This is a genomic window from Sporosarcina sp. So3-204, assembly GCF_058068165.1.
Genome location: NZ_CM176485.1, coordinates 2877709 through 2894130, shown reverse-complemented (window position 1 = coordinate 2894130; position 16422 = coordinate 2877709). Strand labels below are relative to the sequence as shown.

The 16422-nt window shown below is 36.5% G+C and carries 15 protein-coding genes, 1 other RNA gene and 1 riboswitch; of the genes, 12 read left to right on the top strand and 4 right to left on the bottom strand.

All coding sequences use genetic code 11. The features are described from left to right. Positions 1 to 71 precede the first annotated feature (71 nt). The 3 genes from rnr (at position 72) to ssrA (ending at position 3324) form a co-directional block, all read left to right on the top strand. A complete protein-coding gene (gene rnr, locus AC3RV6_RS14265) occupies positions 72 to 2363 on the top strand; it encodes a ribonuclease R (RefSeq protein WP_489749271.1) in 2292 nt (763 codons plus the stop codon). A gap of 46 nt (positions 2364 to 2409) precedes the next feature. Beyond that, complete coding sequence (gene smpB / locus AC3RV6_RS14260) at positions 2410 to 2883, top strand: SsrA-binding protein SmpB (protein ID WP_489746662.1); 474 nt, start codon at positions 2410 to 2412, stop codon at positions 2881 to 2883. An 81-nt stretch (positions 2884 to 2964) separates the two neighbouring features. Continuing rightward, positions 2965 to 3324: a transfer-messenger RNA gene (gene ssrA / locus AC3RV6_RS14255) on the top strand. A gap of 623 nt (positions 3325 to 3947) precedes the next feature. On the opposite strand, the gene istB is transcribed toward ssrA, so the two are convergent. Next, the gene (gene istB, locus AC3RV6_RS14250; protein WP_489745758.1) at positions 3948 to 4700 is read right to left on the bottom strand and encodes an IS21-like element helper ATPase IstB; all 753 of its coding nucleotides are present in this window, start codon (positions 4698 to 4700) and stop codon (positions 3948 to 3950) included. Next, on the bottom strand, positions 4693 to 6234 hold the full coding sequence (istA, locus tag AC3RV6_RS14245) for an IS21 family transposase (protein ID WP_489746077.1): 1542 nt from the start codon (positions 6232 to 6234) through the stop codon (positions 4693 to 4695). The genes istB and istA overlap by 8 nt, the downstream gene beginning before the upstream one ends. A 440-nt stretch (positions 6235 to 6674) precedes the next feature. Between istA and AC3RV6_RS14240 the strand changes: the two genes are divergently transcribed. The 3 genes from AC3RV6_RS14240 to AC3RV6_RS14230 are packed head-to-tail and all read left to right on the top strand — an operon-like array spanning position 6675 to position 9774. Further along, the gene (locus tag AC3RV6_RS14240) at positions 6675 to 7436 is read left to right on the top strand and encodes a glycoside hydrolase family 16 protein (RefSeq protein WP_489746661.1); all 762 of its coding nucleotides are present in this window, start codon (positions 6675 to 6677) and stop codon (positions 7434 to 7436) included. A 35-nt stretch (positions 7437 to 7471) separates the two neighbouring features. Next, positions 7472 to 8851, top strand: a complete 1380-nt coding sequence (locus tag AC3RV6_RS14235) for a glycosyltransferase family 2 protein (protein WP_489746660.1) — start codon at positions 7472 to 7474, stop codon at positions 8849 to 8851. After that, entirely contained in the window at positions 8848 to 9774 is a 927-nt protein-coding gene (locus AC3RV6_RS14230) for a polysaccharide deacetylase family protein (RefSeq protein WP_489746659.1), read from the top strand. Before AC3RV6_RS14235 ends, AC3RV6_RS14230 begins: the two co-directional genes overlap by 4 nt. A 344-nt stretch (positions 9775 to 10118) precedes the next feature. Here AC3RV6_RS14230 and AC3RV6_RS14225 read toward each other — a convergent pair whose 3' ends face one another. After that, positions 10119 to 10970 carry an STAS domain-containing protein gene (locus tag AC3RV6_RS14225; protein ID WP_489746658.1) on the bottom strand — a complete coding sequence of 284 codons (852 nt, stop codon included), beginning with the start codon at positions 10968 to 10970 and terminating at the stop codon, positions 10119 to 10121. 303 nt (positions 10971 to 11273) lie between these two features. Then, positions 11274 to 11379, top strand: a riboswitch (SAM riboswitch). A gap of 74 nt (positions 11380 to 11453) precedes the next feature. Between AC3RV6_RS14225 and AC3RV6_RS14220 the strand changes: the two genes are divergently transcribed. The 4 genes from AC3RV6_RS14220 (at position 11454) to AC3RV6_RS14205 (ending at position 13561) form a co-directional block, all read left to right on the top strand. Further along, positions 11454 to 11732: a hypothetical protein gene (locus AC3RV6_RS14220; protein WP_489746657.1), complete on the top strand. Its 279-nt coding sequence runs from the start codon at positions 11454 to 11456 to the stop codon at positions 11730 to 11732. 57 nt (positions 11733 to 11789) lie between these two features. After that, positions 11790 to 12182, top strand: coding sequence for a UPF0158 family protein (locus AC3RV6_RS14215; RefSeq protein WP_489746656.1), 393 nt, complete (start codon positions 11790 to 11792; stop codon positions 12180 to 12182). A 219-nt stretch (positions 12183 to 12401) separates the two neighbouring features. Continuing rightward, positions 12402 to 12674: a YqhV family protein gene (locus AC3RV6_RS14210; protein WP_489746655.1), complete on the top strand. Its 273-nt coding sequence runs from the start codon at positions 12402 to 12404 to the stop codon at positions 12672 to 12674. A 242-nt stretch (positions 12675 to 12916) separates the two neighbouring features. Beyond that, positions 12917 to 13561 carry an FMN-dependent NADH-azoreductase gene (locus AC3RV6_RS14205; protein WP_489746654.1) on the top strand — a complete coding sequence of 215 codons (645 nt, stop codon included), beginning with the start codon at positions 12917 to 12919 and terminating at the stop codon, positions 13559 to 13561. Positions 13562 to 13763: 202 nt separating this feature from the next. Here AC3RV6_RS14205 and AC3RV6_RS14200 read toward each other — a convergent pair whose 3' ends face one another. Continuing rightward, positions 13764 to 14381: a hypothetical protein gene (locus tag AC3RV6_RS14200; RefSeq protein WP_489746653.1), complete on the bottom strand. Its 618-nt coding sequence runs from the start codon at positions 14379 to 14381 to the stop codon at positions 13764 to 13766. A gap of 171 nt (positions 14382 to 14552) precedes the next feature. Between AC3RV6_RS14200 and AC3RV6_RS14195 the strand changes: the two genes are divergently transcribed. Both AC3RV6_RS14195 and AC3RV6_RS14190 read left to right on the top strand, forming a co-directional pair. Beyond that, positions 14553 to 15074 carry a sigma-70 family RNA polymerase sigma factor gene (locus tag AC3RV6_RS14195; RefSeq protein ID WP_489746652.1) on the top strand — a complete coding sequence of 174 codons (522 nt, stop codon included), beginning with the start codon at positions 14553 to 14555 and terminating at the stop codon, positions 15072 to 15074. Further along, positions 15064 to 16407, top strand: coding sequence for a DUF4179 domain-containing protein (locus tag AC3RV6_RS14190; RefSeq protein ID WP_489746651.1), 1344 nt, complete (start codon positions 15064 to 15066; stop codon positions 16405 to 16407). Before AC3RV6_RS14195 ends, AC3RV6_RS14190 begins: the two co-directional genes overlap by 11 nt. Positions 16408 to 16422: the final 15 nt, after the last annotated feature.

Here is a 16422-nt window from a genome sequence, read left to right as displayed (position 1 = left end):
GCTAAAGAAGAAATGGAGGGGTGCAATTGAGTCATTCAGATATAGATTTACAAGAAAAGTTATTGCGAGTAATGAAAGAAGAGGCGTATAAGCCACTGACTGTTCAAGAGATTCAAGAACTACTTGGCTATGAACAGGCAGCTGAATTTAAAGAGCTGGTAAAAATGCTCGTGCATCTTGAACAAAAAGGTCTCGTCATTCGTTCAAAATCAAACCGGTATGGTATTCCTGAACGTATGAATTTAATCCGCGGGAAGTTTATCGGGCATGCTAAAGGATTTGGATTCGTTGCACCTGAAGTAGAAGGAATGGATGATATATTCATTCCGCCAAATGAAGTAAATGGTGCTATGAACGGTGATGTGGTATTGGTTCGTGTCTCGAATGATAGTTTAAGGGATAGACAAGAAGGATCTATTGTTCGAGTTTGTGAACGAAAGACAACAAGCATTGTTGGGATGTATCAAGATAACAAAGGATTTGGTTTCGTTATTCCTGATGATAAAAAGCTTCCAATGGATGTTTTTATCGGTAAAGGAAATTCACTTAACGCAGCAGATGGTCATAAAGTTGTCGCTGAAATTACAGAATGGCCAAGTGATTCTAGATCAGCAACAGGAATGGTTACCCAAATCTTAGGGCATAAAAATGATCCTGGCGTTGATATCTTATCGATTATTTATAAGCATGGAATTGCTATTGAATTTCCTGAAGAAGTAATTGCTCAAGCAAATAAGATACCAGAGGATGTACAAGAAAAGGATCTCTTAAATAGACGGGATTTACGTGAAGAACTACTTGTAACTATCGATGGTGCAGATGCGAAGGATTTAGATGATGCAATTTCAGTCGTGAAAAATGATAATGGTACCTATAAACTTTCCGTTCATATATCGGATGTCAGTTACTATGTAACCGAAAATACATCAATGGGTGACGAAGCATACGCACGTAGCACAAGTGTTTATTTAACTGACCGTGTTATTCCGATGCTACCTCACAGATTGTCAAACGGGATTTGTTCTATTAATCCTGGTGTTGATCGACTTACATTGTCTTGTGTGATGACGATTGATCAACACGGTAAAGTGATTGATCATGAAATCGTAGAGAGTGTTATTAATTCAAAGGCAAGAATGACTTATACAGATGTTTATAAAATCATCGAAGAAAAAGATGAAGAACTGTCAGAAAAATATGCGGCTGTTGTTCCGATGCTAAATGACATGGCGGATCTTGCTGCAATCCTGAAAAATAAGCGTATTGACCGCGGTGCGATTGATTTTGATTTTAAAGAGTCGAAAATTCTCGTAGATGAAGACGGTTGGCCTACAGATGTTATCGTTATTGAGCGTACTGTTTCTGAAAGACTGATTGAGGAGTTTATGCTTGTTGCGAATGAAACAGTAGCTGAACATTTTCATTGGTTAAAAGTACCTGCTATTTATCGAATTCATGAAAATCCAAAACCTGAGAAACTTCAACGGTTCTTTGAGTTCCTTACAAACTTTGGTATTGTTGTAAAAGGAACAGGGAACGATGTGCATCCACGTGCACTACAGGAAATTGTTGAATCAATTGCTGGTCTTCCTGAAGAGGCAGTTATTTCAACGATGCTTTTACGTTCCATGCAACAGGCGAAATACTATGAAGAAAATCTGGGTCACTTTGGTTTATCTACTGATTTTTATACACACTTCACAGCACCAATACGACGTTATCCCGATTTAATCGTTCATAGATTGATTCGTACCTACTTAATTGAGAAAGATACTTCTCCTAAAACAATTGAACATTGGGATGCAGTATTAGCTGAAATTGCACAGCATACATCAGAACGCGAACGTCGTGCGGTTGAAGCAGAACGCGATACGGAATCACTGAAACAAGCGCAATTTATGCTAGATAAAATAGGTCAAGAATTTGATGGTATTGTTTCATCAGTTACGAATTTTGGTTTATTTGTAGAACTTGAAAATACAATCGAAGGTCTTGTACATGTAAGTTATTTGACTGATGATTATTACCGCTTTGATGATAGACAAATGATGATGATTGGTGAACATACAGGTAAACAATTTAAACTTGGTGATGAAGTAACTGTTAAAGTAGCTGCTGTTAAACCTGAAGAGTCTGCAATCGACTTTGAACTTGTCGGTATGAAACCATCATTCCATCGTGCGCGTAGGGAATCACCAAAGGTTATTCATGCGAAGAAACCTGGTACAGCTACACAGAAAAGAAGAGCGCAAAACCAGACTGATAGTAAAGGGAAAACCGACAGTCAATCTGGAGAGAAAAAGAAGTATTATGAAAATGTAGCGAAAAAGAAAAAGAAAAAAGCACCAAGAAAAAGAAAATGATGCCGGCGTGACACTTGTTGTCCCCGGCTCATAAGGGGGAAATGCAATGGCGAAAGACAAAGAAAAAGGTAAAGTTTTCGCTAGAAATAAAAAGGCGAATTATGATTATGCAATTGAGGAAACGATTGAATGTGGTATCGTTCTTCAGGGAACAGAGATTAAATCAATTCGTGCGAGTAAAGTGCAACTAAAAGAAGCTTTTGTTCAAATCCGTAATGGAGAAGCCTGGATTATTAATATGCATATTAGTCCATATGATCAGGGCAATCGGTTTAATCATGATCCGATTCGTACTCGTAAGCTGCTTCTTCATAAGCGTCAAATTGCACAATTAGTTGGTAAGACAAAGCAGCAAGGGTTTAGTATTGTTCCTTTGCAAATGCATTTGAAGAACGGCTTTGCCAAAGTACTAATCGGAGTTGGTAAAGGTAAAAAAGATTATGATAGACGCCAGGATTTAAAACAGAAGGAAGCGAAGCGAGATATGGCGCGAGCTTTGAAAGACAGACAGCAAGATTGATTTTCAGTTAAAACTACGTTATACTAAATATTGTACAATTAGTTCGGAAGCCTTTGGTAGGCTGTCCTGACTTCCCTATACGGGGACGTTACGGATTCGACAGGGGTAGTCTGAGCTTGAGTTGCGCGTCGGAGGGCTCGGCTCCGTCATAAACGGCACTTATAATAACAGGCAAAACAAACAACAACCTAGCATTCGCAGCGTAAGCTGACTGAATCTGCCTTATAGCTCCATCGCCCATGTGGTGGTTATAAGGCTCAACTTAAGTGGGATACGACGTCTGCTCTCTCCTGAGGCAGCCGGAAGAGATTCGCAGGATAGCGCCCCGGCCGCCTTGATTGTTGGCAAATGGATGCGCGAAACCCAATAGACAATCTACACGCGTAGACGCTTGAGTATAGGAGCCTTTGGACGCGGGTTCGACTCCCGCCGTCTCCATCTTTGTTGTCACATCTAGATTCCCTAGATTGATAATACCTTTATGCTAATAACATAAAAAAACGATTTCATCTTCGGATGAGGTCGTTTTTTTTGTTTTGCCGATTATTCACTATATAAAACTATTTTACATGTATGAAAGACTTACAAATAGACAATACTTTGACTAGATGAATTAGAAAGTGATTATTGACGTAGTCTGTGCTTTCAATTTGCAATGTAGTTCTTTTCATTTAAGAGATTGAATAAAGTGTACTACGGCGATAAATAACTAGATACGGTTGGAATTCCATTTTATTCAATATTAACTACTTGAAATAGTCTCTAGGAGGTCGGTAAATGCATAGAATAATTTTCAAGGTTAATACCCCACAAAAACATTATGTTATTTGTAATGGAAAAGAGTGTTTGATATTGGGACAAGCTAGTCATTAATCATACTATGTAGGCCTTTGCTATTAATCTTTTCAATGACTAGTTTAATTTCTTCTGAATGGCCTTTTATTTATTTAAAACAGCTAACAACTATTCTTAGCTCTATACTACCAAGCATTTTTGTGTTTTTAGAGACATCTGTATTTCGCAAGTGAAAAGTGAGCCATTTCGCAATTCAATTTTGAGCCACGTTAATTAGCACCAGATTTCATCCATTCTTCCGTTTCTTTCATTCTAAAAGAGGGCCCATTCATATTTAAAACATGAGATTTATGAGTTAAGCGATCTGTTAATGCAGCGGTTAATACTGGATCATGAAAAACCTCTTGCCATTTTAAAAAAGATAAATTGCTTGTTATAATTGTTGATTTTCTTCCTGCTCGTAAGGAAAGATGCGAGAATAATAATTCTGCTCCTTCTTTATCAAAAGAAATATATCCTAACTCATCAAGGATAACCAAATCATATTTTTCAAATTTCATCTCAAAAGATCGAAGCGTTCGTTCTGAACGATGTTCTTTTAGTTGGTTCACTAGTGAAGGCACTGTCGCAAAAAACACTCTGTATCCCGCGAGACATGCTTCCATTCCAAGTCCTATGGCAATGTGAGTTTTTCCGGTGCCTGGAGATCCTGTTAAAATTAAATTTTGTCCTTCTTTGATAAAATCTAATGATTTTAAATGAGGCAACTTTTGCTTTGCTTGATCAGGTAAAGCATCGTGAACAATTTCTTCTAGTAACCTTCTTTGAGGAAAATTAGCTGCACGGATTCGATTTTGTTTTGCACGTAAGAAACGATCTTTTTGTTCCTGTACAAGCACTTGATATAACACATCATATGCTAAAGTAGGATTCTCAAACGATGTTTCATCTTTAGCCATACTCCTAATACTAGGGAGACGAAGCTCCCTACACATCTCAATTACTTTCTCTTTTTTATCCACAATAAACGCCTTCTTTCTCTGTTTGCTCAAACATATTTGCATATGCTCGCATATTGTTTTCTGATTGGTTTGTCGTTTCATCACGATTTAAATCATCAATATTCGCCGTTGGCGATTGCTCACAGATGAAAAGGATTCGTTCAGTACTTACATAGCCTAATCTAATATTATTTAGTTTATTAACTGCACTTAAAACTTCTTCTAGTCTGTTATTTTCCTTTATGTAAAGAAGTAACTCTATGAATTCTTTCTCTTTTCCGATATAATGGTCATTGTATAAGTTTTTTATTTGCGTTGGTGCCTGCCTCAAACATTCACTTTGAGCTATGGCACCTTTTTTCTTTTCAAATGTTTTTAGAAAGTGATTAATATTCATAATCCACTGATGTAAACCCCAGCTACGTAAATGCTCAGTTGCTAATTCTCCGTCTATAAATAATTTAATTCTCTTTGCTCCTACTTTAGCCTTTATATGCTTACCTACGTGACCTTCTGGAACAGAATAACGATTTTGGTTGATTGTTACAGTACTATATTTATCAACCCGGCACTCTATGAAGTCTGTGGCATCGAAAGGTGCGATTGCAGGACTTGATACAGCTTTTTCATTCTCCATCAATTTCTTATGACTAATTTTATGTTCATGATGTTTTCGGTTATTTAGCTTCTCCAGAACAACTGACAGGTATTCTTCAGCTTCTTTCAAACTAGTAAAAGTAAATTGTGAAGAAAATGTCTTCCTTCGAATAAATTCAACACTTCGTTCTACGTGACCTTTTTCATTTCCTCTTCTAGCTTGACATAACCTAATTTTAAAATTGTAGTAGTTTGATAAATTCACCATACTATCTGTTATAACTTTTTCATTTCCAACAAATGATTTAACGACTGTTCTCATGTTGTCATAAGTAAATACCGTCGGTATGAAGCCTACATGATCAATAAAGTTTGTATGAACATCTAGAACGCAGACACGTGTTTCAGATTCATAAAGCATAGCGAATCGATAATTACTGTGGGCTAAAGTAAATACTGCTAGGGAATAACTTTTAATCTTACCGTCTATTTGTAGCTTTACCTCTCCCCAGTCAAATTCTACTTCGTACCCTGGTTTAGAATGTCTTCGGATATATACTTCCTTTGATTTTTCATTCTCTTCATTCACAAAGTTTCGTACAGTAGTGTAGCTAATAGCGAAATCCGCATCTTCGAGCTTTTCATGCATATCAACTATTTTCATTTGTTGCTTTGTCATGTAATGATTTCTTTTCCATTTGTTCTCTTTTATATAACCTCGTAATATATTTTTGATTTCCTCCGTTAAAACTGGTTTTCTACCTTTTCTTTTTTTGTAAGTCGGAGGCTTCATGATGTCTTCAGTAATCGGAAGATTACGAGTATCTTTATGTTTGCTTTGTTCGAAAAGCTTAATATATTTATCAACTGTATTTCTGGATTTCTTCAATTCTTTTGCTATTTTTCTCTTACTTAAACCTTCCAAATACAATTTAATAATTTTCTGTTTATCATTCAATGTAATCACTCCTGATAATTCCCCCTAATATAGATCTAGGGTTATTTTCTATCAAAAGTGGCTCAGTTTTCAAGTGCTATGGTGGCTCACTTTTAAGTTACCATATACAGACATCGACATTTCAGTCTAATTGTCAGAACCGTATCTGAATTGCATCATGCACAGGCAGCGCTTTTTTATCTCTACCTATTCAAATAATCAAACATTCTTTAATACTTAACCTTTTTTCATCATAAAATATAAAAGTCGTCATCGAGAGGGAGGAAATCTAAATTACTCGCCGGGCATTCACAATTCTTGTTGTCTTGATTTTTATAACCTTTTTGACTTATCGTCTCAATGTCGACCATTCTACAGGCTCTACTGCTTCGTCTCTTTCCGAGTTCAGTCCTATCCATCCTATCCATCCTACCATTAAACATTCAAGTTATGAGAACCTAATGAATGAGTCTCTTTTTTGTAAGGAGATGCAAGTAAATGAGGACCTTGTCCTACCCGATGCATCATCACCTAATACTGGCTGGCAACTGATATGGCAAGATATGTTTAACACAAGCTGTTTAGATCCAGGTAAATGGAATGTCGAAGATTGGGCTGCTGAAAAAAATAACGAACTCCAATACTACAAACCAGATAACATCCTGGTCGAAAACAATATATTGCGATTAACAAGTAAAAGAGAACGCTATCAAGGAAGAAACTATACATCCGGCGCTGTGCATACAAAAAATACATTCGATTTGCTATATGGAAAGATTGAAATGCGAGCTAAACTTCCCGCAGGTCAAGGGGTTTTTCCTGCTTTTTGGATGATGACGGATCAGAAAAATACATGGCTTCCTGAAATCGACATTATGGAATTGCTAGGACATAAGCCAAACGAAGTCTGGATGGTTATTCACTCATTAGATAATACAGGTAAGTTGACGAGTGAGAGTCGCGCTTACCAAGGAGAAGATTTCTCAAAAGAATTTCATACATTTAGTGTTGAGTGGTCCCCAGACTCTATTCGCTGGCTGATAGATGACGTTGAACGCTTTACAACTACAAACAATATACCTCAGGAGCGGATGTATCTTTATCTAAACACCGCTATTGGAGGTGATTGGCCAGGGGTGCCCAATTCGACAACTGAATTTCCCGTTCACTTTGAAATCGACTACGTGAAAGTCTATAAATTACTATCTTCACTGAGTCAGTAATATGGATGAGCATAAAGTATAAGGGAGGATAATTTTTGATATTATTCATTACGTTACTCTTTTTTTGTGTGTTTACCTTCTTCCAACTTCTATATATATTTATTCCACTCTACACAAGTAAAAAGCAAAAAGGTATGAATCCTCCAATAGAAAAAGGGATGAGTGTCCTAATTCCTTCATATAACGAAGCTCTTGTTATTGAAAATTGTTTGAATGGAGCGTTGACTGTCGATTATGACAACGTTGAGTTCATCTTCATCAATGATGGGTCTACAGACCAAACACTAGAAATACTACGTTCACGTGTAGATTTGCAGATCTCTTCCAAACGACCTACAGAAGTATTACGGTATGAACACGTCCGAGAAATCTATCATTCGACAACCTATCCAAACGTCTGGGTTATTGATAAAGACAACGGTGGTAAGGCAGATTCTTTAAATGCAGGAATCGCTTACGCAACAAAAGAAATCATCATCACTCTGGACGCAGATAGCATTCTAGACATTCATTCATTACGTGAAATGAACAAGGCTTTCGCTGAAGACTCAGTGATTGCCGCAGGTGGACTTGTGAATATCGTTCAAGCTTTTACTCATAAAGAAAAGCACTTTTCCCCGAGCTTCAACATTCCAGGGTTAATCAAGTTCCAGGTCGTTCGATACTTAACCGGATTCTATATGAATAAAACGACGCAATCCAGGCTCGGTTCACTCACCGTCATCGCAGGAGCATTTGGTGCGTTTCAACGAAGTGTTCTTATTCAAACGAAAGGATATCGAAAAACCGTTGGTGAGGATATGGACATTACCTTGAGAATCCAAGAATTAATTGGAACAGTGTTAAAAGGAAAACGGATTGTATTTGTTCATGAGGCGATTTGTTACACTGAATGTCCTGCCAGTTTCAAGAGTTTGTACCAACAACGAATACGATGGCAAAAAGCTTTCATCGATTGTATGATCACATATCGAAAATCTTTTTATCGAAAAATGAAGTTCAATATCTCGACTTTTTTGCTCATAGATTCACTATTACTTGGGACACTTTCTGCGTACTCTGTACTATTTATTCCACTTATTTTACTATTTACTCAAACGCATGTCACATTGATGATGTTCTTATTCTCAATTTCATTCTCTCTGGCGTTGACGCTTAATATTGCCACCTTATTTGTTTCTAGAAGACTGGGGCACAAATACAGTGCCAAAGATTTTCTATCAATTATTCTTTACCTTCCACTGGAAATTGTCCTGTACCGAATAACCGAAGTAATATTTGTTACGTTCGGCACCATTCTTTATTTTTTCAACAAAAACGGTTGGAGTCGTTCAGACCGAATTGGAAAACCTGTCACACTTAATCAGAGCAAACGACTTGAAGTCAAAGAAAGCAGGGGAGGATCGCAAGCGTGAAAAAACATTTGGTTTCCAATCTACTACTTACCTTTGCTTTTTTACTGATTATTATACCTCTCTTCTTAGGTCTTTTTAATTATGTATTGAATGTGGACTCAACTGTGATCGCAGCTAACAAACCATTAAGTAAACAAAACTTTTCTTCACTTAATGCGAATCGTGATTTCGCAGATGTACAAGAATACGCAAGTCAAGTACCCGTTTTGACTTACCATCAGATTCTCCCTGAAAAAGTATTACAAGAATACCATCTGAATGAAAAAGGTGAATTGATAGATACCGTTGTGACGCTTGAACAATTTACTGAGCAAATGGCCTATTTAGCAGATGAAGGTTATACCGTTTTGTCATTACGAGAATTTGAACTGTTCATGACAAAACAAAAACAAGTACCTGCAAAAAGTGTATTGATTACATTTGATGATGGGCTTAAAAATGTATTTGAGTTTGCTTATCCTGTGTTGAAAAAACATCGTTTTTATGCGGTGCATTTTATCATTACAGATTTGATCCTACAAGATACTATGGCATATGATAGTTCTATGGTTCAATATGCTAGTCTCGACGAATTAACAAATGCCTCAGATGTTTTTGACTATGGTAGTCATACCGATTCTCTTCACCAAAGAAACGAAGATGGCTTATCTTTATTAGAAGTCTACAATTCTGAACAGGTACGAGATGATATCGCTTACTCACTGGAATGGATTGGACACTCTACTGCTTTTGCATCACCTTACGGAGTCTACACTGACGACACGCTACAAGTATTACAGGACTTGGAGGTTACATTAGGCTTCACGACGATTGAACCAGGATACGCCGACCCTACTCTCCCATTATTAGAGATTCCAAGGCATGGCATCTTTCCCTCTTATACAATGCAAGAGTTTGACAATATTATTAGTTTCCCTCAATGAGAGGTTATAAATATAGGATAAATTGCTAAGAGACAGGACTGCTTCTTAGCAATTTTTGATGTGCACCCCACATGGGCGAATACTCAGTGGTTAAAGTCCGCTGCAGGCTTGGCAGTAGGAACTGTTAGCGAAAGACAAGGTGGCTATCGTGAGGTAGTGGCTGAAGGAAGTCGGACGCAAACTCCTGAACTGACCAACAGAAACTAGATATAAGGCTGAATTAGGTCGGATAAGGTTGCATTACAAACTGAAGTCCAATACTGCCCGAAACCTATACAGTAAATCTAACAGTTACAATGAAGCAACTCATAAGCAAATGAGTCTACTCCTAATTATCAATTTTACTATTTTAATACGAATTCATTTAATGCTTGTTGTAAAGTGCCAAAGGTTTTCGTTTCTTTATCAAAATTAATGCCTAAACTGATCAACTGTCTAACAACATCTGGACGTAAGCCGGTAATGATTGTGCGACACCCCATCATGGATGTACCATAAATCGTTTTCATTAGATGCTCAATTACATTACTTTCCATACTTGCTATGCCAGATAAGTCAATGATTAATGTTTGAAAATGGAGTCTGTTAATCTCTTCTAAAACCTTTTCCTCTAAGATGGTTGTTCTGAATGAGTCCATTGCGCCAATTAAGGGAAGTATACAGATGCTTGGTGTTATCGGAATAATCGGGACTGATAAGTTTTCAACTATTTCCCTTTGGGCCAAAATCAAAGAATCTTTATATGTTGAATAGTTAATGAAAAACGAATTTAAAAAGTCATCTATTTGACTATTAAATTGTTTTTCTAATATGAAAACCATATCAATCGTGAACTTTTGCTCTTCATTGTTATATTCTTGTATGAGGTTCCAAAGAGTCCTGCGAATCGCTTGTACCCATTCCAGTTTAAAAGATAACGGTATCGAATGGGTAGCCCATGCTATTCCTTCTTGTTTGGCAAATAATTGAAGTTCCGTAAGTTTATCTCCATTAATGACATAATTCACTAGTTTGTGTGCATTGTTAATAAGGTCAACTTCCCCAATTCTTAAGATATCGTCAATTTTATCTCCAACATTTACAGCTTGACTTAATAATTGGTTTTCAAAATCTTGTTTATGATCTTTAACATACTTTTTAATATCTTCATCTATCCATAGTTTTTCCAAATCTCTTCCCCCTAGATTAATGTACATTGAATATTTTATTCCCATATATGTATACTTTAAACTATAAAAATAATTATACTAAAAGATATACTGTCAACTGAACTAACATGTCCTTTACCCACTATTAAATTTCGCGAGTTTGGTAAAATAATCTGCATTCCCATTAGACATAACAGTATGCATGGGCACTCGTTTTTGCATTGTATGATTCCTAAGAAATAAAGATTTATTTCTAGAAAAGAAGGACTTTAAATGTTTGAGAATCCTTAAACCATTTGACTTTCAAGCTAAACTCACCCTATAATTAAGCTAATCGAACAACAGACTCTTTTCTTATCAAGAGAGATGGAGGGAATTGGCCCTACGAAGTCTCAGCAACCTGCCAGCCGGTAAGGTGCTACATCCAACAGGAGGAACCACACCTGAATGATGAGTAGAAATTTTTTGTATGCAAAAAACTCTTCTCTCTTTTAGGGAAGGGTTTTTGTTTGAAAAAATTGGGGGTTTATTATGAAGAAATTACAAGATCTATATGCGCAACGTGAACAATTACAAGAGAATAAAGTGTCAAGTTCTTCCAGTTCGATGAGGCGGCATCATGAAATCGCTAAATTGCAAAAGAAAATTGATTACTTTGAAAAAGGCGATTCAATATCGAAGGCTTATATCCAAGAAGAATTGGATGAGATTAAGAAGCTGCAGGAAGAGATTAATCGTTTGACTTTAATAGTAGAGCAGAAGAAACGTGATATAATGAACGATGTATTTGGTGAACACATCGTCTTTTGATTTGTCAAAATCGAAATGATTACAAATTTTATTTAGAATTGAAAAGGTGGTATATTAATGTCTTTATTGAACGAATTGGTTGAAGCGTTTTTATTTAACAACGAGGAAATGTCGAGTGTTTATAATCGAGTTACAAAAGAGATAGTCGTAGATAATCCGGAATCGGACATAGAAGAACCTATAATTGTTTGGGATGATAGTGATGCAACAAAGGATTTAGTTGTGATACCACAAATTTTATCCACTGAAGCATATGATTTAATGGTGCTTTTCGCTAATGAACAGGATAAAGATACATCTGAGCACTTATTAACAATGCTCAAAGAACGAAAGCCAATCCAAAAGTTTAAGGATAAACTACATACTTTGGATCTTGGTGATGAATGGTATACGTACGAAAATGAATATGCAGAAAACAAAATGACTATTTGGTTGAGTGAAAACAAATAAAGAATAAAATAGGTACCAGCGACTAAAACGGTTTTATACTGTTTTAATTGCTGGTACTTTTTCGTTTCAATGAATACAACTGAATATTGTGTGGTGGGGGATCTGGTATAAATTGAATGAAGTAATAAGCTGATCTGTTTCATATTTCTATAATGAAAGTATTAAAACTTACATACACTGTACAATGTCTAATATGGAAAAATTTAAATACAAGGAGCATTGTTATTGATTGAAAGAGCACTTTTGATGATTATCTTGTTAAGGATTTTTTCAGGTAGTGTAGATATCACGGCTGCAATGCTAATGTACAAATTGAATGATTTAGAAAAAGCCTTTTATATCAATACATTATTGGCATTAGTGGGACCTTGCGTGTTAATTATTACAACGGGAATTGCATTAATGGGTTTAGGAGAAAAGGTTTCTTTGACTCGAATGGTTTGCTTGTTTGCAGGAATTACCTTAATTCTTATCAGTTTGAAAGCCAATTAAGGACGAGTGCGGGCAACGGTTTAACTAAGCTGTTTAACTTGGGAGAATTCCTAATTAAACAGCTTTTTTGATGTAGTGGTGATTTTAAGTTTTTATTGAACTCTAAAGATGGGTTCTTAAAATACCTTCAAGTCCGATAAGTAGACTTAGGATATATTGATATTGTAGAATAAAGTAATTGGTTCGATAACAGAAAATACATTTTCGGAATGATAAACTAAAACACCTTGGAGGAAAATATAATGAATATTTTAGTTGTAAAAGCAAATAACCGCCCAGCAACAGAGGCAATATCAAGCAAAATGTATGAAACGTTTATGGAAGAAGTAAAAGGTGCAGAAGATATTGATGTAACAACTTTTGATGTGTTTGAAGAAGATATGCCATACTTTGGTCAAGACTTATTCAATGCTTTTGGTAAAATGCAAAGCGGAGAAGAATTATCTGACATTGAGCAACGTATTGTGGCAACTAAACAAAAGGCAATGGATGCTTTAACGGCTGCAGATGTAGTAGTTTTCGCTTTCCCACTTTGGAACTTAACAATTCCTGCACCACTACAAACATTTATTGATTATGTATATCAATCAGGATATGCATTTAAATATAGCCCAGAAGGTCAGTTGATTAGCTTAATGCCTGAGAAAAAAGCGATACTCTTAAATGCACGTGGTGGCATTTATTCAACACCTGAAACTGCGCCTATGGAAATGGCTGTTACGTATATGCGTAATGTATTTGGCGGAGTATTCGGTATGTCAATCGAAGAAGTGATCATCGAAGGTCATAACGCAATGCCAGATCAAGCGGAGCAACTGATTGCCCAAGGCCTTGAAAAAGTAGCAGAAGTTGCAAAATCACTTGCTGCTCAACCGGCTACAGTATAAGAATTAGCAATTTGAATTATAATTATCAAGGAAAAAGTCATCTTTTCTATTAATGATTGATGGCTTTTTTATTTGCTCACTGTTCATCACCTTAATTGGATTGTATTTATGGTGGCATTTTCACATTAAAATAGTTAGTAAGAAGTTATAAAAAACGCTAGTTGCTTTTAAGGCAACTAGCGTTTTTGCGTCTATATGATTATTAATAGCAAGAAAAGCGGTCAATATTATTTAAGTCTATGCCGAAATATTCCCATCTTCTTCGTCTACTGCGCCATCTATAGCCAGCAACGGAAGTGCGTCCTACATATGTCGGGTAGAACCAAAAACCTTGATGTCTAGATGTCCAAACATACGTGTAACGGTACATACACCCTCGAATTGCACCGGGATCTACGGCGTAAAGTTGAGTGCTAGGGTATTCTGGTGCATAGTTAGGAGGTGCCGAGGTTGGCTGTTGTCCGCCTTGCTGTCCGCCGCCATGCCCGCCGCCATGCCCGCCACCATGCCCGCCTCCTGGGTAATTATTCCCTGGTGGGTTCCATCCTCCACCGTGTCCAGGTGGATTCCATCCTCCGCCTTGCCCTGGAAACCCTTGGCCCGGAAATCCGCCTTGGCCCGGAAACCCTTGGCCCGGAAATCCGCCTTGCCCTGGAAAACCTTGGCCTGGAAATCCGCCTTGCCCAGGAAATCCTTGACCCGGAAACCCTCCGCCTTGCCCATGAAAACTTTGATTTGGTTGATTATGTCCATTGTAACCTTCAGGTAATTGTGGAAACCATTGTTGTTGGCCAAATCCATCTGGTTGGTGATTTACCATCTATTTCTCCCCTTTCAAGCGATTCTACCCAGTGTATGCAACACTATTTAATAGCGATTGGACTTTTGCCTAGGTCCAACTAAAATTCTATAATAATATTTGACAATAAAAAACAAACTTTTTCAATAACTGGCTGTCTAATGTATAAGAGGATTTGGAGGTGGGAACTTGATGGACATAGAACAAACGATGCAAGCGATAAATGGAAATGATGATGCATTCCTTTCATTAATGCTTACACATAAAGAAGCGCTTTTCAGAACTGCGCTTGCTTATTTGAAAAATGAAGAAGATGCGCTTGAAGCTGTACAGGAAGTAACTTTTCGAGCTTATGAAAAAATAAAAACACTAAGAAAACCTGAATATGTAAAAACATGGCTCATCCGCATTATGATGAATTACTGCCGTGATTTATTAAAAAAACAAAAACGTTTTGTATTTGATGAAGAAATCATTTTGCAAGCTGGAATTAGCGAAGATTATGCCTATATTGAAATTGAAGAAGCTTTAGAAACGATATCTATAGAGCAGCGTGAACTTATATATTTGCGTTATTTGCATGAAATTAAAATTAAAGACATTGCTGAAATGACTTATACACCAGAAAGCACAGTGAAAACAAGGCTTTATCAAACGCTTGGAAAACTTAAATCTTATTTCGAAGAGAAAGGAGGAATTCGCCATGTTAAATGAAGAGAAGAAATTAGAGAAATGGAAGGAATCCATTGAAGAAGTAGAAGTACCCGAAAATCAGTTGGAAATAGCAATCCAGCGAGGATTCCAGCAAGCCCAAAATGCACAAAAACCTAAAAAACGTTTATATGTAAAACGAGGTGTTTTGTCTATTGTTGTAGCTGCAATCCTGTTTATTGTACTTGTTACTTCAATTCGTGTTTCACCGGTAATGGCAAATGCGGTGTCCTTAATTCCAGGGATGGATAAGATTGTTGCACTAATTCAAGACAATCAAGGATTAAAATCTGCCATCGAGAACGAACATTATGTGAAATTAGCAGTCACAGGGGAATCGGAAGGAGTAAAAGTAACACTTGATGGTGCTATTGCCGATGAAATGAATATGGTTTTGTTCTACACGATGGAATTTCAACAAAACCATAAAAGTGATTTTGTTGAAAGAGTAGATATTAAAGATGCCAATGGAGAAAAGTTAAATTGGGGATCATTATCTATGGGCTATCCAGATAATTTTGAGACAAGTATGAATTCAACTAATTTAATTGAAATAGATTGGAAAGAGCCTTTAGAAATTGAAGATTTAGTGTTAGAATTCCATATAAATGGTGGAGATGGTGAAATAGAAATCATAAAAATCCCGTTTATGATAAATACGACTGATGTAAAAAGTGAGAAATACACCATTAATGAAGAAGTATTAGTAGAAGGACAAACAATTACAATTGAAAGTATTACAATTAGCCCGGTTCGTACTGCGATTCAGATGAAAATTGATTCTACTAATACTAAGGAAATTTTCGGTTTTGAGGACTTACGACTTGTAGATGAAAAAGGAAAAGAATGGAGTTCTATTGAGAATGGTGTTACTGCTAGTTCGCGAGAAGAGGACCCGAATATCATCACATACTATTTACAAAGTAATTATTTCGAAGAAGCAAAAGAATTGTATTTGGAGTTTAATAAAATAATGGCTTTGGACAAAGAAGAAGCATTTGTCTTAATTGATACCGAAAAGAAAGAGATTTTGCAGCAGCCAGAAGAGGGGCGCTTTAAAAAAGTAACAGTGGAAAATGAGTTCATATCCTCGGGGATGGATTGGGTTATGATTGAGTTTGAGGGGGTGAAGGGATACTATAGCAGTCCTTTTAATCTTTTTATTGATGCTAATAGAAAATCATTCGATATAATGGCTTGGTCCACAACTGATAATGAAACGCCACATACAATTTACGGTATGGAATTACAAGGTCCCTATAAAAATCCAATTATGTTACCTTTAACTGCTTATCCATCCTATATTATGGGTGATGCCAGTATTCAAATCAAGTAAATTATAGGAGTGATT

Excerpts from the sequence above, each read along its gene's own strand:
- AC3RV6_RS14205 (WP_489746654.1), top strand. The coding sequence starts at position 12,917 with ATGAATATTTTAGTTGTAAAAGCAAATAACCGCCCAGCAACAGAGGCA.
- rnr (WP_489749271.1), top strand. The coding sequence starts at position 72 with ATGAAAGAAGAGGCGTATAAGCCACTGACTGTTCAAGAGATTCAAGAA.
- AC3RV6_RS14225 (WP_489746658.1), bottom strand. The coding sequence starts at position 10,970 with ATGTACATTAATCTAGGGGGAAGAGATTTGGAAAAACTATGGATAGAT.
- AC3RV6_RS14190 (WP_489746651.1), top strand. The coding sequence starts at position 15,064 with ATGTTAAATGAAGAGAAGAAATTAGAGAAATGGAAGGAATCCATTGAA.
- AC3RV6_RS14240 (WP_489746661.1), top strand. The coding sequence starts at position 6,675 with ATGAATGAGTCTCTTTTTTGTAAGGAGATGCAAGTAAATGAGGACCTT.
- AC3RV6_RS14215 (WP_489746656.1), top strand. The coding sequence starts at position 11,790 with ATGTCTTTATTGAACGAATTGGTTGAAGCGTTTTTATTTAACAACGAG.
- AC3RV6_RS14220 (WP_489746657.1), top strand. The coding sequence starts at position 11,454 with ATGAAGAAATTACAAGATCTATATGCGCAACGTGAACAATTACAAGAG.
- smpB (WP_489746662.1), top strand. The coding sequence starts at position 2,410 with ATGGCGAAAGACAAAGAAAAAGGTAAAGTTTTCGCTAGAAATAAAAAG.
- AC3RV6_RS14200 (WP_489746653.1), bottom strand. The coding sequence starts at position 14,381 with ATGGTAAATCACCAACCAGATGGATTTGGCCAACAACAATGGTTTCCA.
- AC3RV6_RS14195 (WP_489746652.1), top strand. The coding sequence starts at position 14,553 with ATGGACATAGAACAAACGATGCAAGCGATAAATGGAAATGATGATGCA.